Source organism: Pseudomonas svalbardensis, from assembly GCF_030053115.1.
GTDB classification, from domain to species: domain Bacteria; phylum Pseudomonadota; class Gammaproteobacteria; order Pseudomonadales; family Pseudomonadaceae; genus Aquipseudomonas; species Aquipseudomonas svalbardensis.
Genome location: NZ_CP125619.1, coordinates 1,958,584 through 1,980,209, shown reverse-complemented (window position 1 = coordinate 1,980,209; position 21,626 = coordinate 1,958,584). Strand labels below are relative to the sequence as shown.

Sequence of the window (21,626 nt, the reverse complement as noted above, 5' to 3'; positions counted from 1 at the left end):
GTACTCATGAACAAAAGCCGTCGATTATAGCGATCCCCCTGCGAAGACGCTCGGGTATACTTCGCCATCCTTTACAAAAGCTCTGGAACCGACTCTCGATGCCGAACACTGCCGCTGCGCTCGACTTGCTATTGCTGCCGACCTGGCTGGTACCCGTCGAACCCGCTGGCGTTGTCCTCAAAGAGCACGCCCTGGGTATCCGCGACGGACGCATCGTATTCATCGGCCCACGTTTGGCTGCGCTCAAGCTTAATGCAACCGAGGTCCGCGAACTGCCGGACATGTTGCTCTGCCCTGGCTTGATCAATGCCCACGGTCATGCGGCGATGACGCTGTTCCGTGGCCTGGCCGATGATCTGCCCCTGATGACCTGGCTGGAAGACCACATTTGGCCGGCCGAAGCCAAGTGGGTCGATGAAGCTTTCGTACGTGACGGCACCGACCTTGCAATCGCCGAACAGATCAAAGGTGGCATCACCTGCTTCTCTGACATGTATTTCTTCCCGAAGGTTGCCAGCGAGCGCGTCCATAACAGCGGCATTCGCGCGCAAATCGTGATTCCGATCCTCGATTTCCCGATCCCGGGAGCCAGCACGGCGGACGACGCCATTCGTCAGGGCGTCGAATTGTTTGGCGATCTCAAGCACCACGAGCGCATCAAAGTCACCTTCGGTCCCCACGCACCCTACACCGTGGGCGACGAGAACCTGGAGAAAATCCGGGTGATCGCCGAAGAACTGGACGCCTCGATCCATATGCACGTGCATGAAACGGCTTATGAAGTGCAGCAGTCCGTCGAGCAGCGCGGTGAACGCCCGCTGGCCCGACTCGGGCGCCTGGGTTTGTTGGGGCCGCGCTTCCAGGCGGTGCACATGACTCAGATCAGCGATGAAGACCTGGTGTTGCTGGTAGAAAGTAACACCAACGTGATTCATTGCCCGGAGTCGAACCTGAAGCTGGCCAGCGGGTTCTGCCCGGTGGAGCGCTTGTGGCAGGCTGGCGTCAATGTGGCGATCGGCACCGATGGTGCGGCCAGCAACAACGACCTGGACCTGCTCGGCGAAACCCGCACCGCCGCTTTACTGGCCAAAGCCGTCGCCGGCTCGGCCACCGCGCTGGACGCCCATCGCGCCCTGCGCATGGCCACGCTCAACGGCGCCCGCGCGCTGGGCATTGAATCCGAAGTGGGATCGCTGGAAGTCGGCAAAGCGGCAGACATCGTCGCATTCGACCTCTCCGGCCTGGCGCAGCAACCGGTCTACGACCCGGTTTCGCAGCTTATATATGCCACCGGCCGTGACTGCGTGAAACACCTTTGGGTCGCCGGCAAGCAACTGCTCGACGACCGTCGCCTGACTCGCCTGGATGAAGAACAGCTCTGCACCACCGCCAAGGCCTGGGGCCAGCGCATCAGCGGCCATACCGAATCGTAAGCACCCCGGACTTACCACCGGGGCAACAGGATTTTTCAAGTTTTAGAGGACTTAACATGAGCAACGTCGACTACGCCGAAATCGCCAAATTCGAAGCCCTGGCCCATCGCTGGTGGGACCGCGAAAGCGAGTTCAAACCGCTGCACGACATCAACCCGCTGCGGGTCAACTGGATTGACGAACGGGTCAACCTGGCCGGCAAGAAAGTCCTCGACGTCGGTTGCGGCGGCGGCATTCTCAGCGAAGCCATGGCCCAGCGCGGCGCTACCGTCATGGGCATCGACATGGGCGAAGCGCCGCTGGCGGTCGCGCAACTGCATCAGCTGGAATCCGGCGTGAGTGTCGAATACCGGCAGATCACCGCCGAAGGGCTGGCCGAAGAAATGCCTGAGCAGTTCGACGTGGTCACCTGCCTGGAAATGCTTGAACACGTGCCGGACCCGTCCTCGGTGATCCGCGCCTGTTTCCGCATGGTCAAACCCGGCGGCCAGGTGTTCTTCTCCACCATCAACCGCAACCCGAAGGCGTACCTGTTCGCCATCGTCGGCGCGGAATACATCATGAAGCTGCTGCCGCGCGGCACTCACGACTTCAAGAAATTCATCCGCCCGTCCGAGCTGGGTGCCTGGAGCCGCATGGCCGGCCTGACCGTCAAGGACATCATCGGCCTGACCTACAACCCGCTGACCAAGCACTACAAGCTGGCCTCCGACGTGGACGTCAACTACATGATCCAGACCCTGCGCGAGGAGTAAGCCGATGCGTATCAGAGCTGTTCTTTTCGACATGGACGGCACTCTGCTCGACACCGCGCCGGACTTCATTGCGATTTGTCAGGCGATGCGCGCCGATCGCGGCTTGCCGCCGATGAACGACAAACACATTCGCGACGAGATCTCCGGCGGCGCCAAGGCAATGGTCGCCGTGACCTTCTCCATGGACCCGGAATCACCGGGTTTCGAGGCGTTGCGCCTGGAGTTCCTGGAGCGTTACCTCGCCGGTTGCGCGGTTCACAGCAAACTCTTCGACGGCATGGGCGAACTGTTGGCCGACATCGAGAAGGCCAACCTGATCTGGGGCGTGGTCACCAACAAGCCGCTGCGGTTCGCCGAGCCGATCATGCAGCAGCTTGGCCTGGCCGAGCGCTCGGCGTTGTTGATCTGCCCGGACCATGTGAAGAACAGCAAACCGGACCCCGAGCCGTTGATCCTGGCGTGCAAGATGCTCGACCTGGACCCGGCCAGCGTGCTGTTTGTGGGTGATGACCTGCGCGATATCGAATCCGGTCGCGATGCCGGCACCAAGACGGCCGCCGTGACCTATGGCTACATTCATCCGGACGATAACCCGCGGCATTGGGGCGCGGATGTGGTGGTCGACCATCCGCTGGAGTTGCGCAAAGTGCTCGATAGCGCGCTGTGTAGTTGCTGAGCCGCTTTTCGTAGGAGCACGGCTTGCCGGCGATAGCGATTCTGAAAACGCCATCGCAGGCAAGCCGTGCTCCTACAGGGTCCGCTTTCTGATTTGTTGAGGTTTCTTATGTTTGATTATTCCGCCCGCCCAGAATTGCTCAAGGACCGGGTCATCCTGGTCACCGGCGCTGGCCGTGGCATCGGCGCTGCCGCCGCAAAAACCTTCGCTGCACACGGCGCCACCGTGCTGTTGCTGGGCAAGACCGAAGCCAACCTGACTCAGATCTACGACGAAATCGAAGCCGCCGGCCATCCACAACCGGCCGTGATCCCGTTCAACCTGGAAACCGCCCTGCCCCATCAATACGATGAGCTGGCAGCGATGATCGAAACCGAATTCGGCCACCTCGACGGTTTGCTGCACAACGCGTCGATCATTGGCCCGCGTACGCCAATCGAGCAGCTGTCCGGCGAAAACTTCATGCGGGTCATGCACGTCAACGTCAACGCCATGTTCATGCTCACCAGCACCCTGTTGCCGCTGCTCAAGCTGTCGCAGGATGCTTCGGTGGTGTTCACCTCCAGCAGCGTCGGCCGCAAGGGGCGTGCGTATTGGGGCGCTTATGGCGTGTCCAAATTCGCCACCGAAGGCTTGATGCAAACCCTCGCTGACGAAGTCGACACCGTGGCACCGGTGCGCTCCAACAGCATCAACCCGGGCGCCACCCGCACCAGCATGCGCGCCCAGGCTTACCCGGGTGAAAACCCGCTGAACAACCCGACGCCCGAGGAGATCATGCCGGTCTACCTCTACCTGATGGGTCCAGACAGTACCGGCATCAACGGCCAGGCGTTCAACGCTCAGTAACGTCCGCACGTCGCTTTTGTGCCGCGACGGCTTCCCGTCGCGGCACCCAAAGTGCGTCGTAACCATCCCCGCTACAAGTCAAACAACTGTCACCGAACGCAACAGCGCTCTTCAACGACGCTTCAATACCTTGATTTAGAACGCTTTTTATCCGACTGAACTGAATGGCACGACTTTCGCTCTAAATTTGCTCAGACACGCAGTGTGAAAGCAGACAGGGCGGACGCCTGAGCCGACAGGTTACTTATCGTCGGCAAAGCGGACTAAACTTGCGCCAAATGTCCTACGGGACTGATGGACCAGTATGACGCGCAGCCCAAAGCCGCTCTCACCCAGCCTGTAAGACAGCCTTACTGCTTAGGGGCGCACGCCATATGAAATCACCTTCCCAGACCAACGCAATTGACTTCGATAGCGCCAAATTGCAACGCCTGGGCTTTGGTCAGCAGCCTACCCTCATCGAGAGGTCCGTCAGCCTTGCGCAAATGCGCCAGCAACTGAGCCTGCAGCTGCAAACCAGTCTTGAGCCGCAACGCATTCTCGGGCTCTTCTTCCGCGAGATTCAGCGACTTGTACCGCTTGACGCCTTGACGTACGAGCACACGTCCAGCGACTTGCGCCTGGTGTTCGGCCTGCGCGGCCATCATTCGATCAGCTACAGCCTCAGCCATGAAGGCGAGCACCTGGGCGACCTGGTATTCCGCCGCAATCAGCGCTTCAGTGAGCAGGAACAAGGCAACCTCGAGTCACTGCTGTCCGCATTGCTGTATCCAATGCGCAATGCCCTGCTCTACCGTGCCGCGACCCAAAGTGCCTTGCGCGATCCGCTCACGGATACCGGCAACCGCATTGCCATGGATCAGACCCTGCAACGGGAAATCGAGATGTCGCGTCGACATCCGCAACCCTTGTCGCTGCTGATGCTGGACATCGATCACTTCAAACGCATCAACGACAACCACGGACACAGCGCCGGCGATGACGTGCTCAAGGCCGTTGCAGCCTCGATCAAAAACCAGTTGCGCAACGTGGACATGGTTTTCCGCTTTGGTGGCGAAGAGTTCCTGATCCTGCTTTCCAACACGAATCGTGAGGCGGCAGCCATGGTTGGCGAACGGCTGCGATTTGCAGTGCAGGCAGAGGAATATTCGGCCGACGGCCATGCGATCGAGCTGACGGTCAGCCTTGGCTGCTCGACGCTATTGCCCGGCGAGTCTGCCGACAGCCTGTTGCGACGGGCCGACAGTGCGTTGTATGTGGCCAAGCGCGAGGGGCGTAACCGGTTGGCGATGGCGGGTTGAATGCCCAGAGCGGGCACGCTTGGTTAGCGGCCCGCCACGAAAGGAGTTAACGCACAGCGCCGCGCAATTCCCCCACCATCCCTTGCAACCTGACTGGCTCTGCCACCTCAACCGACACCGCAGGCCCTGCCACCAGCGTCACCCGTGACCACAACCGGCGAAACACGCCCTTTTGCGGATCGCGGCTGAAGAAACTCCCCCACAAACCCTGCAATGCCAACGGAATCACTGGCACCGGCGTCTCTTCGAGAATCCGCGTCAGCCCGCCCTTGAACTCGTTGATCTCGCCATCGGCAGTCAATTTGCCCTCAGGGAAGATGCACACCAATTCACCGTCCTTCAGATACTGAGCAATGTGCGTGAAGGCTTTTTCGTAGATCTGAATGTCTTCCTGACGCCCCGCGATCGGAATGGTCCCGGCCGTGCGAAAGATAAAGTTCAGCACCGGCAAGTTGTAGATCTTGTAGTACATCACAAAGCGAATCGGCCGACGCACCGCGCCGCCAATCAGCAAGGCGTCGACGAAGGACACGTGATTGCACACCAGCAACGCCGCGCCTTCATCGGGAATCAACTGCAGATTGCGATGCTCCACGCGGTACATGGAATGGCTGAGCAGCCAGATCATGAAGCGCATGCTGAACTCGGGGACGATGCTGAAGATGTAGGCGTTGACGCCGATGTTCAGCAGCGACACCACCAGGAACAACTGAGGGATCGATAGCTTGACCATGCTCAGCAAGACGATCGAGACAATCGCCGAGACCACCATGAACAGCGCGTTGAGAATATTGTTGGCGGCAATCACCCGCGCCCGCTCATTCTCGGGGGTACGAGACTGAATCAGCGCGTACAGCGGCACGATATAGAAACCGCCGAAAACCCCAAGCCCCAGAATGTCGATCAACACCAGCCAGGCGTGGCCGAAACTCAGGACTTCGATCCAGCCATGACCTGTGACGCTGTCCGGAATTCCACCGGAATGCCACCACAGCAGTAAACCAAACACGGTCAGACCAAACGAGCCGAACGGCACCAGCCCGATCTCGACTTTACGTCCGGACAGTTTCTCGCAAAGCATCGAACCGAGCGCGATGCCGACCGAGAACACCGTAAGAATCAGCGTCACCACGGTTTCGTCGCCGTGCATCCACTCCTTGGCATAGGCCGGGATCTGCGTCAGATAAATCGCCCCGACAAACCAGAACCACGAGTTGCCGACAATCGAGCGTGACACCGCTGGCGTCTGCCCCAAGCCCAGTTTCAATGTGGCCCAGGACTGGCTGAAAATGTTCCAGTTCAGGCGCATTTCCGGGGAGGCGGCCGCAGCTCGTGGAATGCTGCGACTGGCCAGATAGCCGAGCACCGCAACACCGATGATCGCCGTGGAGACGATCGGCGCGTAATGACTGGAGGACATCATGATCCCGGCACCGATGGTCCCGGCGAGGATCGCCAGGAAGGTGCCCATTTCCACCAGGCCGTTGCCACCCACCAGCTCTTCATCACGCAAGGCCTGGGGCAGGATCGAGTATTTCACCGGCCCGAACAGCGCCGAGTGAGTGCCCATGGCAAACAGCGCCATTAGCATCAGCGACAGGTGATCGAACATGAAACCGACCGCGCCGACCGCCATGATGGCGATTTCCCCGAGCTTGATCAGACGAATCAACGCGTCCTTGGCGAACTTTTCACCGAACTGCCCGGCCAGCGCCGAGAACAGAAAGAACGGCAGGATGAACAGCAGCGCACACAGGTTGACCCAGATCGAGCGATCACCGTCGATGGTCAACTTGTAGAGAATGGCGAGTATCAGCGACTGTTTGAAGATGTTGTCGTTGAACGCCCCGAGCGACTGCGTGACGAAGAACGGCAAGAAGCGCCGGGTGCGAAGCAAGGTGAACTGTGAGGGGTGACTCATCTTCCATGTGTCCCTGATTTGCATAAAAGAGTGGGTAGAGAGTGGCGTGGATGCAGTTATTGGAGTATCCAACGGCGATCCAGGCCACACATTACCTAAAACTTGCAGGTTATTTGTTTAATCCTGCAATGCACGGCGAGACAAACAACTCGCCCCGCCAGGCGCCCTGCACTGTCCGTTTGGCGACGATCAGCCACATCAACGCCAGCAACACCACCAGCACGCAGCCGAAGGCACTGAAAAACGTCAGGTTCAAGGTGCTGGCCAGTTTCAACGTTGCCAGAGAATAGACGCCCAACGGGAAGGTGAAACCCCACCAGCCGAGATTGAACGGAATACCGACGCGCAGGTAACGCAGGGTAATGAGCAGCGCGATCAGCATCCACCACAGACCAAAGCCCCACAGGGTGATCCCGACCACCAACCCCAGCCCTGCGGCGATTTCACCAATGCCCGGTAGACCGTTGGCAGTGAAGATCGCCGGCGCGTCGGCGCCCAGCAGCAACATTCCCAACGCCCCGGTGCCGATCGGGCCGAGCGCCAGCCAGCTGGAGGCGGCCATGTTTTCGTGAGGCAGTTTATGCAGCGCCATGCGCAGCAACAGAATGGTCAGAATGCTGAACGCAACCGGTAGGGAAAAGGCCCAGAGCACGTAACTGGTCACCAGTACCACCAGTTGCGAGTGGGCATCCGCCAGGTGCGGCGCCAGCAGACCACCGCTGGCGGCCGCCACTTCTGCCGCCACCACCGGCAACAGCCAGACGGCGGTCATTTGGTCGATGCTGTGTTCCTGACGGGTGAACATCAGGTAGGGAATCAGCACGCCGCACGCCACAGACATCGCCACGTCCAGCCACCACAGCACTTCGGCGACATCAATCACGCCCTCGCCCCAACGCGGCAGACCGAACACCAGGAAACCATTAATGATGGTCGCCAGGCCCATGGGGATGGTGCCAAAAAACATCGAGACCGTGGAGTGACCGAAAATCCGCCGCGCCTCATCGAAAAACAGCGCCCAACGCGCTGCATACATAACCGTGAATAAAACAAACAGCACGATATTGAACAGCCAAAGGGCTTCGGCAATCGCGTGTAAACCGGCATTTGCGCCAGGCAGCTGTGCCAGCGCCAACGCCAGCACACCGGTGCCCATGGTGGCGGCGAACCAGTTCGGTGTGAACTGGCGGATGACTTCACGCGGATGCTGCAAATGACTGAAAGGTTTGAAACCGGCTGGGGCAGTGTTGGGGCATGTCATGGTGAACTCCTGTCCTCTGTTGAGGTGGAGCTCATGGTAGATCCGAATCAAATATCGATATAACGGGTAATATCTCTAACTGTTATCTGTTTTGCAGATATAGCGTCAAACGCTGCCTTCAGTTTCGATCACCAGGATTCTCGCCGCACCCTGCGGATGGGCAACGTGTTCGGTACCGGCGTCGGCATAGAAGATATCGCCTACACCCAACATCACTTCTTTCTCCTGACCTGCTTCGCGATAACGCATCTGCACGACGCCATCCAGCACCACGAACACTTCTTGCCCATCATTGATGTGCCATTTATAGGGCTGATCGGTCCAGTGCAAACGCGTGGTGATGCCGTTCATGTTGGCGATATCCAACGCGCCCCAGGCACGGTCAGCGGTGAAGGATTTGCTGCGGATGATTTTCATGCGTCGGTCCGTCGAAATGAATGGCGGCGCCAAGGCTAGCGGTCATCGAACATTGACGCCACAGACTTTCATGGACTGCTGACGCATCAACGCGAACAAAGCGCCGACCGAGAGAATAATCAGCACCGCGCCGTAACCATCGGTGGTGGCCACCAGCCCGAAGGTTCGGGTCAAGTTCCCGGCCAGCAACGACGGCAGGCAGAAAGCCAGATAACTGAGCACGTAGTAAGCCGACATCAACCCTGCCCGCTCATGGGGTAAGGCCAGCGGCACGACGCTGCGCAATGCACCGAGGAAACCGGCGCCGAAACCGCAGCCGGCGACCAGCGTGCCAACAAAAAACAGCGGCAGGCTGGCGCTGTGCACCGCCATCAGAACCAGCGCGACGCCGACGGGCAGCAGACTGCCGCCCAATCGCAAAACCTTGTCGGCCGGCCGATTGCGCAAGGTGTAGATCATCAACGCGCCGGTCACCGTCAACACAGCCACCGTCGCACCGCCAATCAGATTTGAGGTCGATCCCGTGGCCGTGCGCACCAGAGACGGTGCCAACGAGGCGTAAAAACCACCGAGCGCCCACACCGCGATATTGATTGGCAGCACCAGCCACAACGCACGTCGCGCCTGGATCGGCACATGCAGTGTCGGGCGCAGCGAGGCCCAGGCTCCCGGTTGGGGACTGACGCTTTCCGGCAAACGCCAAACGTACAGCGCTTGCATCACAAACAGCGCGAACAGCACCCAATAGGTCAACTGCAACGGCAACGGTGCAAACTCGGCCAACAAGCCGCAGCCCATGGCGCCCGACGCCATGCCCAGCAACGGCGCGACACTGTTGACCAGCGGCCCTTGCTGGCGATCGGTGTCCAACAGCGCCGCGCTCAATACGGCAGTGGCCATTCCCGTAGCAAAACCCTGAAGCACCCGTGCACTGATCAACCAGGCGACACTGTCTGCATTGATAAACAGCAGCATCGCCAGCATGTTCAACATCACAGCGGTGAAGATCACCGGTTTGCGCCCCAGGTAATCCGAGAGCGAACCGACCGTGAGCAATGCCGCCAGCAAGCTGATGGCGTACACGCCGAAAATCAGGGTCAGGGTCGCTGCCGAGAATTGCAGGTGTTCCTGGTACAAGTGATACAACGGCGTCGGCGCGGTGGAAGCGGCAAGAAAACTGAGTAAGGTGATCGCCAGGAACCACAGGCTTGAACGATTAGACGTTGAACTGGACATGGACACACTCCGCAAAAGCTAACTTTTTGCTTTTGCGGAGTGTGCTACTGGCTAGGGCTTAAAGCAAATTCTTTGTGTTAAGGTCCGATGCATGGCTATTAAAGAAGGTTTACGCCCCGGCGGCCGCAGTGCCCGGGTGCAAGAGTCGGTTCACTCGGCAGTCCGCGATCTTCTCGAAGAGCAGGACCGCACCACCGTGACCGTCCCGCAAATCGCCGCGCGCGCCGGCGTCACGCCGTCGACCATCTACCGGCGCTGGGGCGATTTGTCGGTGCTGTTGGCGGACGTCGCCCTCGCCCGCATGCGCCCCGAGAGCGAGCCGGCCAATACCGGCAGCCTGCGCGGTGACGTGCGCGCCTGGGCCGAGCAGTATCTGGACGAGATGAGTTCCGAGCCCGGCCGCAACATGTTGCGCGACGTGCAATGCAGCACCACGCCAGCCCTTTGCGCGACGATCATTGGTGGGCAGCTGCAGACGATTCTGGATCGTTTCCCCGATCAGCCGAAGCCGAACGTTGATCAGCTGATCAACATGGTGGCGGCGCCGACGGTGTTTCGCATCCTGTTTTCAGCGGTGCCGCTGGAGGTTGAGGAATTGCATCGGTTGATCGAGATTGCGTTGAATCAGTGATACCGCCATCGCGAGCAAGCTCGCTCCCACACTGGATGTATGTTGCTCACAATAATGTGTTCACAGTAGATCCCCTGTGGGAGCGAGCCTGCTCGCGATGAGGCCTGCACAAACACCAAAGATCCAACTGGCACACACCCTGCGACACCCCGCCGCGCCGCGACCTTGGTCGACACTGACTAACCCCTGCCATCGTGCGAGACTGTCTGTCCGGGCGGGAGTCCCGGGTGTCTTTGTCTGGAGTTCCCATGTCGCTGTCCAGCGGGCTGATCGCCGCCGTCGCCCTGGCCTATATGGCCATCCTGTTCGCCATCGCCTTCTACGGCGACCGTCGCAGCACACCGTTGCCGCCGCGAGTGCGTGCCTGGGTGTACAGCCTGTCGCTGGCCGTCTACTGCACCAGCTGGACCTTCTTTGGCGCCGTGGGCCAGGCCGCCGAACAACTCTGGTCTTTCCTGCCGATCTACCTCGGACCGATCCTGCTGCTGGTGTGCGCGCCGTGGGTCCTGCAAAAAATGGTGATGATCAGCAAGCAGGAGAACATCACCTCGATTGCCGACTTCATCGCCGCGCGTTATGGCAAATCCCAGTCGCTGGCGGTGGTGGTGGCGCTGATCTGCCTGGTCGGCGTGTTGCCCTACATCGCGTTGCAACTGAAGGGCATCGTGCTCGGGGTGAACTTGCTGATCGGCGCCGGTGCCGACGCCATGGGCACGCGCGCCCAGGACACGGCGCTGATCGTGTCGCTGGTGCTGGCGCTGTTCACCATCGTCTTCGGTACCCGCAACCTCGACGCCACGGAACACCACCGCGGTATGGTGCTGGCGATTGCGTTCGAATCGCTGGTCAAGTTGTTCGCGTTTCTCGCGGTAGGCGCGTTCGTGACCTACGGCCTGTACGACGGTTTCGAAGACCTGTTCGACCAGGCCATGCTCGCCCCGCGTCTGGAAGAATACTGGAAGGAAACCATCAACTGGCCGTCGATGGTGGTGCAGACCGGCGTGGCAATGATGGCAATCATCTGCCTGCCCCGGCAGTTCCACGTGACCGTGGTGGAGAACATCGATCCTCAGGATCTGCGCCTGGCCAAATGGGTGTTTCCAGCCTATCTGGCGCTGGCGGCGCTGTTCGTCGTTCCCATCGCCCTCGCCGGCCAGATGCTGCTGCCGAGCTCGGTGCTGCCGGACTCGTTTGTCATCAGCCTGCCGCTGGCCCAATCCCATCCTGCGTTGGCGATGCTGGCGTTTATCGGGGGCGCCTCGGCGGCGACCGGCATGGTGATTGTCGCCAGCGTGGCGTTGTCGACCATGGTCTCCAACGACATGCTGTTGCCATGGCTGCTGCGGCGCAACAACGCCGAGCGGCCGTTCGAAGTGTTCCGCCAATGGATGCTCTCGGTGCGCCGAGTGAGCATTGTGGTAATTCTGCTGTTGGCCTACGTCAGTTATCGCCTGCTCGGCTCGACGGCGAGTCTTGCGACCATCGGCCAGATCGCCTTCGCCGCCGTGACCCAGCTGGCCCCGGCCATGCTCGGCGCGCTGTACTGGAAACAAGCCAATCGCCGGGGAGTATTCGCCGGCCTCGCCGCCGGGACGTTCCTGTGGTTCTACACCTTGATCCTGCCGATTGCCGCCCACAGCCTCGGTTTGTCCTTGAGCAGTTTCCCGGGGCTGGCCTGGTTGCACAGCAACCCGCTGAAACTGCCGCTCACCCCGTTGACACAAGGAGTGGTGTTGTCGCTTGCAGCCAACTTCACGCTGTTCGCCTGGGTGTCGGTGCTGTCGCGTACAAGGGTTTCGGAACATTGGCAGGCGGGTCGCTTCATCGGTCAGGAAATCAGCGCCCGCCCCAGCGCCCGTTCGATGCTGTCGGTGCAGATCGACGATTTGTTGCAGCTGGCCGCACGCTTCGTCGGCGAAGAACGCGCCCGTCAAAGCTTTATCCGCTTCGCCTACCGTCAGGGCAAAGGCTTCAACCCGAACCAGAACGCCGACGGTGAATGGATCGCCCACACTGAACGCTTGCTGGCCGGTGTGCTCGGTGCTTCTTCGACGCGGGCGGTGGTAAAAGCCGCCATCGAAGGTCGGGAAATGCAACTCGAAGACGTCGTCCGAATCGCCGACGAAGCCTCGGAAGTGCTGCAATTCAACCGCGCACTGCTGCAAGGTGCGATCGAGAACATCACCCAAGGCATCAGTGTGGTCGACCAGTCGCTGAAACTGGTGGCCTGGAACCGGCGCTATCTGGAGCTGTTCAACTACCCGGATGGGCTGATCAGGCTTGGCCGCCCGATTGCCGACATCATTCGCTACAACGCCGAGCGCGGCCTGTGTGGTCCCGGCGAAGCTGAAGTGCACGTCGCACGGCGCTTGCACTGGATGCGTCAGGGCCGCGCCCATACTTCTGAAAGACTTTTCCCCAATGGCCGTGTGATCGAGCTGATCGGCAACCCGATGCCGGGCGGCGGTTTTGTCATGAGTTTCACCGACATCAGCGCCTTCCGCGAGGCTGAGCAAGCGCTGACCGAAGCCAACGAGGGCCTGGAGCGACGGGTCACCGAGCGGACCCACGAACTGTCGCAACTCAACGTCGCCCTGACCGAAGCCAAGGGCACCGCAGAGTCGGCCAACCAGTCTAAAACCCGTTTCCTGGCGGCGGTCAGTCACGACTTGATGCAACCGTTGAACGCTGCGCGACTGTTCTCGGCCGCCCTTTCCCACCAAGACGACGGCCTCTCCGGTGAGGCGCAGAAACTGGTCCATCATCTGGACACGTCACTGCGCTCGGCCGAGGACTTGATCAGCGACCTGCTGGACATTTCCCGTTTGGAGAACGGCAAGATCAACCCTGATCCCAAACCGTTCGTGCTCAATGAGATGTTCGATGTCCTCGGTGCCGAGTTCAAGGCGCTGGCCTGCGACCAAGGGCTGAAATTCCGTGTCAGGGGCAGTACGTTGCGCGTCGACAGCGACATCAAACTGCTGCGACGTATCCTGCAGAACTTCCTGACCAATGCCTTCCGCTACGCCAAAGGGCCGGTGCTGCTGGGGGTTCGCCGACGCAAGGGCGAGCTGTGTCTGGAAGTCTGGGACCGAGGTCCAGGCATTCCTGTGGATAAACAGCAGGTCATTTTCGAAGAATTCAAACGCCTCGATAGCCACCAGACGCGCGCAGAGAAAGGCCTGGGGCTGGGCCTGGCAATCGCCGACGGGCTGTGTCGCGTGCTGGGTCATACCTTGCGCGTACGCTCCTGGCCGGGGCGCGGCAGCGTGTTCAGCGTCAGTGTGCCGTTGGCTCAGGCGCAGTCCGCGACCCCGACCAAGGTCGTCGAACTCAATGGCAAATTGCTGAGCGGCGCGCAAGTACTGTGCATCGACAACGAAGACAGCATCCTGATCGGCATGAACAGCTTGCTCACGCGCTGGGGTTGTCAGGTCTGGACCGCGCGCAACCGCGATGAATGCGCGGCGCTGCTCAGCGATGGGATGCGACCGCAATTGGCGCTGGTGGATTACCACCTGGACGATGGCGAGACAGGGACCGAACTGATGGCATGGCTGCGCACCCGATTGGGTGAGCCAGTGCCAGGGGTAGTGATCAGCGCCGATGGGCGGCCGGAGACGGTGGCCCAAGTGCATGCGGCGGGGCTGGATTATCTGGCCAAACCGGTGAAACCGGCGGCGTTGCGGGCGTTGCTGAGTCGGCATTTGCCGTTGTAACCCGGCAGCGTTTGAGTCTTGTGGTGGAGCAACTGCCACCTTCGCGAGCAAGCCCACACATTGGACCGAGTTCATCCAGATGGAATGCGGTTCAATGTGTGAGCGGGCTTGCTCGCGAAGCTTTTCGGCTTACTCCGGCAATTCCGCCAACCCATCAACATCCGTCATCGCCCGCTCCAGCAAGTCTGCGGGCAGGCTCTTGCTCGCCCGCGCGCCAAGCAACTTGAGCTGCTCACTGCGGCTGACGAGGTTGCCACGGCCTTCCGTCAGCTTATTACGCGCCGAGCTGTAGGCTTTATCCAGTTGCTGTAATCGATTGCCGACTTCATCCAGATCCTGGATGAACAACACGAACTTGTCGTACAGCCACCCGGCCCGCTCGGCGATTTCTCGGGCATTCTGGCTTTGGCGCTCCTGCTTCCACAGGCTGTCGATGACGCGTAGGGTCGCCAGCAAAGTGGTCGGGCTGACGATCACGATGTTGCGGTCGAAGGCCTCTTGGAACAGCGTCGGCTCAGCCTGCAATGCGGCGGAAAACGCGGCTTCGATCGGTACGAAGAGCAGGACGAAATCCAGGCTGTGCAAACCGTCGAGACGCTTGTAATCCTTGCCGGCGAGCCCTTTGACGTGAGTGCGCAAGGACAGCACGTGCTGCTTGATGGCAATCTGGCCGATGGCATCGTCTTCGGCCGCGACGTATTGCTGATAGGCCGTGAGGCTGACCTTGGAGTCGACCACCACCTGTTTGTCGCCCGGCAGATAAATGATCACGTCCGGCTGGAAACGCTCACCGTCCGGCCCCTTGAGGTTGACCTGGGTCTGGTACTCGCGCCCCTTCTCCAGGCCCGCGTGTTCAAGCACTCGCTCAAGAATCAGCTCGCCCCAGTTACCTTGGGTTTTCTGCCCTTTCAAGGCGCGGGTCAGGTTGGTGGCTTCGTCGCTCAGGCGCAGGTTCAGCTGTTGCAGCCGCTCCAGTTCCTTGGCCAGGGAAAAACGTTCGCGGGCTTCAGCCTGATAGCTTTCCTCGACGCGTTTTTCGAAGGACTGGATGCGTTCTTTCAACGGATCGAGCAACTGACCGAGGCGTTGTTGACTGGTTTCGGCAAAGCGCTGCTCGCGCTCGTCGAAGATCTTGCCAGCCAGCTCCGCGAACTGCGCTCGCAACTCGTCTCGCGAGCCCTGCAGGTCGTTAAGGCGCTGCTGATGGCTTTCCTGCTGCTCACGCAGCTCGGCGTTGAGCGAAGCGGCCTGGGCGTCCAGACGACGCAACTCAGCCTCTTTGCCGGCGCGTTCCAGATTCCAGGCGTGGGCGGCGTCGCGTGCGTCGTCACGTTCGATCTGCAGCAGTTCGACTTCACGGCGTACGGCGGCCAGATCTGCTTGTTTGGCGGCGTTGGCCTGGCCCAGATCACCCATTTCATCGCGACAGGCTTCGAGTTGCGCGTTCAATCCATCCTGAGCCAGATGGGCCGTGGCCAGACGCTCTTCCAGCAGTGCAACCTCTGACTGCGTGGCGCTCGCTCGCCGCTGAAGTTGCCAGGCCAGTACCAGTAAAGGCAGCGCAGCGCCCGCCAGACCGAGCAATGCGCTGGTCAAGTCCATAGCCATAGCCACTCCTGCCAATGAAATAAAGCTTGAAGGTTAACCAAGGCGTCAGGTCTTGGACAGCTCAGTCTTCGATCAGACCCAGTTCCTGCTGAGCGCGCCGATCCCCTGCCCGCGCAGCCGAACGCAAAAGGTCCTGGCCGATACGGCGATCCCGGGCATTCCCGCATTCACGGCACATCAGCTGACCTAGACGGCTTTGCGCGGCCACGACCCCTTCACGGGCTGGCTGCTTGAGCAAACGTCCGGCGAAGTGTTTGACGTTGGGGTTTTCGCCCAGACGCGGGCTGTCGAGCAGCCACTCGGCCACACGCATCGAAAAGCGCTTGGGCGGGGTAACGCTGGGAGGTGTGGAGGTTGCAGAGACTGATACTGAGCGAAACTTCATAAAGCACTGTGGGGCAGATCGAAAGGCGCGCCACTCTACTCTTTTTTTCTTACAGGTAAAGCCTAAAAAAACCCGGCACGCCCGTACTAGAGCAAGCGCTCGGGACAATCCACAGAAGCTGTGGATAACTCAGTGGACAACCGCCCTTGAACTCTCGCAAAGCCGTATGGAATGGGGCTCGCAGTCAAACTGACGATTTTTTCACCAGTAAAAAAAAGCGATGTTTTTCATTGACTTAAATTTTGGTTACAGGCACCCACTGCGTTTGAAGGGAAGATGACAGCAGCGTGACACCCTCCGTGACTTATGTGCACAAGTACCTTCGAGGCAGTTATATCGATGCGCTTTTTCGGCGCATATTTCGCCTGCACCTGGGATAAACCTTGGTAAACCCATGATCCTGGCTGTTCCTGGCCCGATGAGCCGTGACTAGCAATGGTCGGAATTTGTGCTATTACAGGGCAAGTCTGCGGGTCATGGCTTTTTCCGAGCGCCAATCCGGACTTGAATGAGGGGCCTCCCAAGAACTTTTTTGTTAACACACTTCCCTTCAGCGATTCAATCCGTTAGTATCCGCGGCGTTAGTACCAAGCTGAAAGTCAATTCTGGTCGAACAAATCCCCACGGTCAGCCTTCCCAAAGGAAGCCTCCACCGACAAAGCGGGATCGACCACCTCGATGGTTTCCAGGTAAACCTTGCGTCAACACAGCCTTTGAATCGAAAGCAAAGGGTGTTGCGAAGCTCACTTACTCTGACCGAACCAACCTGCAAATTGATCAGGATCTTCACCCCGGGCCCAGAACCTTTGCCCTTGATGTGTTGCCTGCCCTCCTAAGTACCTACCTGCCAGCCCAAGCGCGCCAATTTATAAGCGCTTCAAACTGGCTGCTTTGTTCCAGTCGGGTTCTTCGTTCGACCAATGGTGGTCGTCGTCACTGGAACGTTTTAATTTTGCACGGTTCTTATCCGTGTCGCTTGTAGGAACACCCAATGACTATGTCTACTCAAATCCACACCCAGGATGCCATTCGCACCCTAACCAACGCTTTTGCACCAATGAACTGCCTGATCATGGCTGCTCGCAAAGGCTGCTTCAGCTTCACTCTGGTCAACGAACACGGCATCGCTCGTCACAGCGAACGCCTGTACCCCGATCAATACTCCAGCGCCGAGCCGCTGCAGGCCGTGATCGAGCGTACCCGTCAGGCACTGGTTGCCTGATACGCCAGAAAGACTGAAAACCTCAAAAGCCTCGCTCAAAAAGCGGGGCTTTTTATTGCCTGATATTTCTCTTTTCGCTGCCACCGCCTAAGCACTAAGCGATATAACGGTTATAACTCGCAGCCGGAAATATTTTAAAAACAGGCCTTTACGGAGCGAATATGACACTACACTTCAACTCAAGCGGCTTGAGCCGCTTCCGGCGAGCCTGAGTCGATTCACCCGCTGCCAAGGCCCCTTCAGGTATCGCCGACCATTTCACGTTTCGAGGGCTTTATGGGTATCGCTGCCAGCGAACTGTGCCGTTATGTGATCCGCCCGACATTGATTTACCTCGGGCGCCATAGCGCAACTGCCGAATCCCTTCTGCTGGGCGTCGCCGCCAGCCAGTCAGCCCTGGGTACTGCCCTGCATGACCGCCGTGGACACGGCCTGTACCGAATCGCCGAACCCCGCCACCAGGCACTTTGGGACCACTACCTGGCACTTGACCCGGAACGCGCAAGCCTGGTTCGCGGCCTGGCCAGCCAGCATGCTTTCCTGAGTGGTCCGCACCTCGAATTGACCGTCAACCTGCGTTACGCCACAGCCATCGCCTGGCTGCTGGTAGAAGAACAGAACACCCCCCTCCCCGAAGCAGACGACCTACTGGGAATGGCCCGCATCTGGCGCCAGACCTTCCAGCCTCAAGGACGCCTGAGAGACTTCACCTGCGCCTGGCAAACCTGTGTTTCACCGCTGAATCAGGTCGCCTGCTGATCTGCTGTTTCCACAAGATCGCGCAACTGCCGCGATTTTGGTCGGATTGTCCTACAAAACCGCTCTAAATCAAGCATTACAGCCTATGGCGCTGGAACGAAAATGTTGGTAATTTTCGCCCCGGTGATCACCAGGAGTTCTAATAATGAAAAAAGTAATGCTCAAAACCACCCTTAGCCTCGCCGTTGCCTTGGCATCCACCCAGATCTTCGCAAGTGGCTTCGCCCTCAACGAACAAAGCATCAGCGGGATGGGGACAGGTTTTGCCGGGCGATCTTCAGCTGCCGACGACGCATCCACTGTTTTTGGTAACCCTGCCGGCATGTCTCGCCTCAAGCGCGAACAAGTGACGGGTGGTGTTGCATTTATCGACGCGCACACTGATATCAGTGATGCGAGCTCCAGTCCGAATGGTGGTACCAACAAAGGTGACATGGTCCCTTTCATGGGCGTCCCCATGGGCTACTACGTAAAGCCAATCGATGACCAGTGGGCAGTCGGTTTCGGCGTCTACGCTCCATTCGGCCTGGTGACCGACTACGAGAACGGCTTCGCCGGCAAATACTTCGGCAGCAAGAGCGAAGTCAAAATCGTGACTCTCCAGCCAACCGTCAGCTACGCCTTCAACGACAAGGTGTCGATCGGTTTCGGTCCGACCATCAACCGCATCGACGGTACACTGGAATCGAACCTGTCGCTGAACCCTCGCGCAGCAGACGGTGCCGTCAAGATCAAGGGTGACGACACCGCGCTGGGCTACAACATCGGCATCATGGTTCAAGCCCTCGAAAGCACTCGCCTCGGCCTGACCTATCACTCGAAAGTGAAGTACAAGCTCGAAGGTGACACCAAGGTCAACTACGGCGTGCTCGCGGCGCTGGGCCAGAACCCGAACCAGAAGTTCGACGCTTCGCTGGACATCACCACGCCTGAGTCGGTGGACTTCTCGGTCACTCACCAGTTGAACGACCAGTGGACCCTCTACGCAGGCAGCACCTGGACTCGCTGGAGCCGACTGAAAGAGATCTCCGTCGAGAACGAAGGCGTTCCTGCCGCCCTGGCCGCACGCGGCTTTGGCACCATCACCGAAGAGCAGAACTGGCACGACACCTGGGCTCACGCCATCGGTGCGTCCTATCAGCTGAACAAGCAGTGGGTGCTGCGTACCGGCCTGTCGGTTGACCAGTCGCCGACCAACAACGAAAACCGCTCTCCACGCATCCCGACGGGCGATCGCAAGATTTTCAGCCTGGGCGCTGGCTGGAGCCCGACCGACGACCTGACCATCGACGTAGCGTATTCGTACCTGCGCGAAGAGTCGGTCAAGGTCAACAACAGCAACGGCCGCCAGAACTACAGCGCCGAGTATGAAAACTATGCAAACGGTTTCGGTGTTGGCGCGACCTACCGCTTCTGATGATTCTCGGCGAACCTGAACCGCTCGCCGCCTGAATTGAAAAAGCCCCGCTCTCTTGTACAGAGGCGGGGCTTTTTAACGGGTGTGGATCAGGGTTGCGAGGCCAGGGCTTTCTCCACCGCAGCGATGAACTCAGGATCGTCAGGCGTGGTCAGGCTGGAGAAATTGGCGATCACCTTGCCTTTGCGATCGACCACATATTTGTAAAAGTTCCACTTCGGCGCGGTGCTCTGCTTGGCGATGATCTTGAACAAGTGAGTCGCGTCATTACCGCGGACTTTTTGCGGTTCAGTCATGGTGAACGTCACGCCGTAGTTCACGTAGCAGACCTTGGCAGTCTCTTCGCCATCCTTGGACTCTTGCTTGAAGTCGTTGGACGGAACGCCGATCACCTCCAGCCCCTGTTCCTTGTAACGCTGATTCAGCGCCTCAAGGCTTTTGAACTGCGGGGCGAAACCACAGAAGCTCGCGGTATTGACCACCACCAGCGGTTTGCCAGCGAAGCGTTGGCACAGGTCGATGGATTCCTTGGCGCGCAGCTTGGGCAACGAGCCTTGCAAAAGGTCCGGGCACTCTGCCGCTTGAACCCATCCACTAAACGCTACCAGTAATGCGGGAACTGCGAGCCAGCGCATCAGCATGTCGGTGCATCCTTGAGAAGTCGTTAAAAACGAAGTTACTCGCCCTCGCATCCTGCTAGCAAGCACCCATGCCCAGTTGCATCAACGCCAGCCCGCCCTGATGCCAGCCCCACCACGACAAGGCGAGCAGCAAGGCGCAGACAGCGACGACAGCGATACGCGGCCAGAGGCTGTTCATAGCGCACTCATCTGTGTTTGCAGGCGCGCCACCGGCTGCTCACGCACCGGCCAGTTCAGGGCGGCGGCCAACAGGCTCAAGAGTATCGCTACCTGCCAGATCAAGTCATAGCTCCCGGTTCGGTCGTACACCACCCCGCCCAACCAGCCGCCGAGGAACGATCCGAGCTGGTGAAACAGGAAAACAATCCCACCGAGCATGGACAGATTTCGCACGCCGAACAAGGTCGCGACGGTACCGTTGGTCAAGGGCACGGTCGACAGCCAAAGAAAGCCCATCGCCATACCAAACAGGTAAGCGGTGGTCGTCGTGATCGGCGCCAACAGGAACAACCCGATCACCACTGCCCGCAGCAGATACAGGCCGGTGAGCAAACGCGGCTTGGACATCCGCCCGCCGAGCCAGCCCGCCGTGTAAGTACCGAAAATATTGAACAGCCCGATCAACGCCAGCACTGTCGTACCGACGCTCGCCGGGAGGTGCTGATCCACCAGATAAGCCGGCAAGTGCACGCCGATGAATACCACCTGAAAGCCGCAGACAAAAAAGCCGAACGCCAGCAGCCAGAATCCCGAATGGGAACAGGCTTCGTGCAGGGCTTCGGACAGTGTTTGTTCATGACCGAACACCGGTAGCGGCTTGTCCTTGAGCATGCTCACCAGCGGCACGATCAGCGCCACCAACAGGCCCAACACCAGCAATGCCGCTGACCAGCCGAGCCAGCCGATCAACCCCAGCGTACCGGGCAACATGGCGAATTGACCGAAAGAGCCGGCAGCGCTGGCGATGCCCATGCCCATGCTGCGTTTCTCTGGCGGCACTGCGCGGCCGACCACGCCGAGGATCACCGAGAACGAAGTGCCCGACAGACCGATGCCGATCAACAGACCGGCACTCAGGGACAAGGTCACGGCCGAATCCGACAGGCCCATGAACACCAGGCCCAACGCATACAGGACACCGCCGACCAGCACCACTTTCGCGGCGCCAAAGCGGTCGGCCAGCGCGCCGGTGAATGGCTGCGCCAGGCCCCAGATCAGGTTCTGCAAGGCGATAGCGAAGGCAAACGTCTCACGCCCCCAGCCGAACTCGGCACTCATCGGCGCCAGAAACAGCCCGAAGCCGTGTCTGACGCCCAAGGACAACGCGAGAATCAGCGCACTCCCCAACAAAACCCAACCGCACGTACGCCACATCGAGGTCATTCTTATTCTCCG

Annotated in this window: 19 protein-coding genes; 10 read left to right on the top strand and 9 right to left on the bottom strand. The window is 59.6% G+C overall.

The genetic code is table 11. The annotated features are described in order from the left end of the window. Nucleotides 1-98 precede the first annotated feature (98 nt). The 5 genes from QFX16_RS09065 (at nucleotide 99) to QFX16_RS09045 (ending at nucleotide 5,014) form a co-directional block, all read left to right on the top strand. On the top strand, nucleotides 99-1,433 hold the full coding sequence (locus QFX16_RS09065) for a TRZ/ATZ family hydrolase (protein ID WP_283183653.1): 1,335 nt from the start codon (nucleotides 99-101) through the stop codon (nucleotides 1,431-1,433). Nucleotides 1,434-1,489: 56 nt separating this feature from the next. Then, nucleotides 1,490-2,188 carry a bifunctional 2-polyprenyl-6-hydroxyphenol methylase/3-demethylubiquinol 3-O-methyltransferase UbiG gene (gene ubiG, locus QFX16_RS09060; protein WP_123364644.1) on the top strand — a complete coding sequence of 233 codons (699 nt, stop codon included), beginning with the start codon at nucleotides 1,490-1,492 and terminating at the stop codon, nucleotides 2,186-2,188. Between the two features lie 4 nt (nucleotides 2,189-2,192). Then, entirely contained in the window at nucleotides 2,193-2,864 is a 672-nt protein-coding gene (gene mupP / locus QFX16_RS09055) for an N-acetylmuramic acid 6-phosphate phosphatase MupP (RefSeq protein ID WP_283183652.1), read from the top strand. A 108-nt stretch (nucleotides 2,865-2,972) separates the two neighbouring features. After that, on the top strand, nucleotides 2,973-3,713 hold the full coding sequence (locus QFX16_RS09050; RefSeq protein WP_046047994.1) for a YciK family oxidoreductase: 741 nt from the start codon (nucleotides 2,973-2,975) through the stop codon (nucleotides 3,711-3,713). A 374-nt stretch (nucleotides 3,714-4,087) separates the two neighbouring features. After that, a complete protein-coding gene (locus tag QFX16_RS09045; RefSeq protein WP_283183651.1) occupies nucleotides 4,088-5,014 on the top strand; it encodes a GGDEF domain-containing protein in 927 nt (308 codons plus the stop codon). Nucleotides 5,015-5,060: 46 nt separating this feature from the next. Here QFX16_RS09045 and QFX16_RS09040 read toward each other — a convergent pair whose 3' ends face one another. From QFX16_RS09040 to QFX16_RS09025, 4 genes are all read right to left on the bottom strand, one after another. Continuing rightward, nucleotides 5,061-6,935 carry an MFS transporter gene (locus QFX16_RS09040; protein ID WP_283183650.1) on the bottom strand — a complete coding sequence of 625 codons (1,875 nt, stop codon included), beginning with the start codon at nucleotides 6,933-6,935 and terminating at the stop codon, nucleotides 5,061-5,063. Between the two features lie 109 nt (nucleotides 6,936-7,044). Continuing rightward, nucleotides 7,045-8,196 carry a TDT family transporter gene (locus QFX16_RS09035; protein WP_283183649.1) on the bottom strand — a complete coding sequence of 384 codons (1,152 nt, stop codon included), beginning with the start codon at nucleotides 8,194-8,196 and terminating at the stop codon, nucleotides 7,045-7,047. 105 nt (nucleotides 8,197-8,301) lie between these two features. Beyond that, a complete protein-coding gene (locus QFX16_RS09030; protein WP_283183648.1) occupies nucleotides 8,302-8,613 on the bottom strand; it encodes a cupin domain-containing protein in 312 nt (103 codons plus the stop codon). A gap of 42 nt (nucleotides 8,614-8,655) precedes the next feature. Continuing rightward, nucleotides 8,656-9,849 carry an MFS transporter gene (locus QFX16_RS09025; protein WP_283183647.1) on the bottom strand — a complete coding sequence of 398 codons (1,194 nt, stop codon included), beginning with the start codon at nucleotides 9,847-9,849 and terminating at the stop codon, nucleotides 8,656-8,658. A gap of 91 nt (nucleotides 9,850-9,940) precedes the next feature. Here QFX16_RS09025 and QFX16_RS09020 point away from each other — a divergent pair, with 91 nt between their 5' ends. After that, nucleotides 9,941-10,480 carry a TetR/AcrR family transcriptional regulator gene (locus QFX16_RS09020; protein WP_283183646.1) on the top strand — a complete coding sequence of 180 codons (540 nt, stop codon included), beginning with the start codon at nucleotides 9,941-9,943 and terminating at the stop codon, nucleotides 10,478-10,480. 248 nt (nucleotides 10,481-10,728) lie between these two features. After that, complete coding sequence (locus tag QFX16_RS09015) at nucleotides 10,729-14,199, top strand: hybrid sensor histidine kinase/response regulator (protein ID WP_283183645.1); 3,471 nt, start codon at nucleotides 10,729-10,731, stop codon at nucleotides 14,197-14,199. A 129-nt stretch (nucleotides 14,200-14,328) separates the two neighbouring features. Here the strand turns inward: QFX16_RS09015 and QFX16_RS09010 are convergent, their stop codons facing one another. Then, nucleotides 14,329-15,693: a DNA recombination protein RmuC gene (locus tag QFX16_RS09010; protein WP_283184536.1), complete on the bottom strand. Its 1,365-nt coding sequence runs from the start codon at nucleotides 15,691-15,693 to the stop codon at nucleotides 14,329-14,331. 175 nt (nucleotides 15,694-15,868) lie between these two features. Next, nucleotides 15,869-16,192 carry an SEL1-like repeat protein gene (locus QFX16_RS09005; protein ID WP_080931979.1) on the bottom strand — a complete coding sequence of 108 codons (324 nt, stop codon included), beginning with the start codon at nucleotides 16,190-16,192 and terminating at the stop codon, nucleotides 15,869-15,871. Nucleotides 16,193-17,189: 997 nt separating this feature from the next. On the opposite strand from QFX16_RS09005, the gene QFX16_RS09000 reads away from it, so the two are divergent. From QFX16_RS09000 to QFX16_RS08990, 3 genes are all read left to right on the top strand, one after another. Continuing rightward, nucleotides 17,190-17,414 (top strand): hypothetical protein, encoded by a 225-nt coding sequence (locus QFX16_RS09000; RefSeq protein ID WP_007898912.1) that lies wholly within the window; start codon nucleotides 17,190-17,192, stop codon nucleotides 17,412-17,414. 276 nt (nucleotides 17,415-17,690) lie between these two features. Next, on the top strand, nucleotides 17,691-18,173 hold the full coding sequence (locus QFX16_RS08995; RefSeq protein ID WP_074874727.1) for a hypothetical protein: 483 nt from the start codon (nucleotides 17,691-17,693) through the stop codon (nucleotides 18,171-18,173). Nucleotides 18,174-18,318: 145 nt separating this feature from the next. Beyond that, nucleotides 18,319-19,590, top strand: a complete 1,272-nt coding sequence (locus QFX16_RS08990) for an OmpP1/FadL family transporter (protein WP_283183644.1) — start codon at nucleotides 18,319-18,321, stop codon at nucleotides 19,588-19,590. Nucleotides 19,591-19,679: 89 nt separating this feature from the next. Here QFX16_RS08990 and QFX16_RS08985 read toward each other — a convergent pair whose 3' ends face one another. The 3 genes from QFX16_RS08985 to QFX16_RS08975 are packed head-to-tail and all read right to left on the bottom strand — an operon-like array spanning nucleotide 19,680 to nucleotide 21,614. Then, the gene (locus QFX16_RS08985; RefSeq protein ID WP_283183643.1) at nucleotides 19,680-20,231 is read right to left on the bottom strand and encodes a glutathione peroxidase; all 552 of its coding nucleotides are present in this window, start codon (nucleotides 20,229-20,231) and stop codon (nucleotides 19,680-19,682) included. Nucleotides 20,232-20,286: 55 nt separating this feature from the next. Continuing rightward, a complete protein-coding gene (locus QFX16_RS08980; RefSeq protein WP_008148682.1) occupies nucleotides 20,287-20,409 on the bottom strand; it encodes a hypothetical protein in 123 nt (40 codons plus the stop codon). Beyond that, nucleotides 20,406-21,614: an MFS transporter gene (locus QFX16_RS08975; RefSeq protein ID WP_283183642.1), complete on the bottom strand. Its 1,209-nt coding sequence runs from the start codon at nucleotides 21,612-21,614 to the stop codon at nucleotides 20,406-20,408. The genes QFX16_RS08980 and QFX16_RS08975 overlap by 4 nt, the downstream gene beginning before the upstream one ends. Nucleotides 21,615-21,626: the final 12 nt, after the last annotated feature.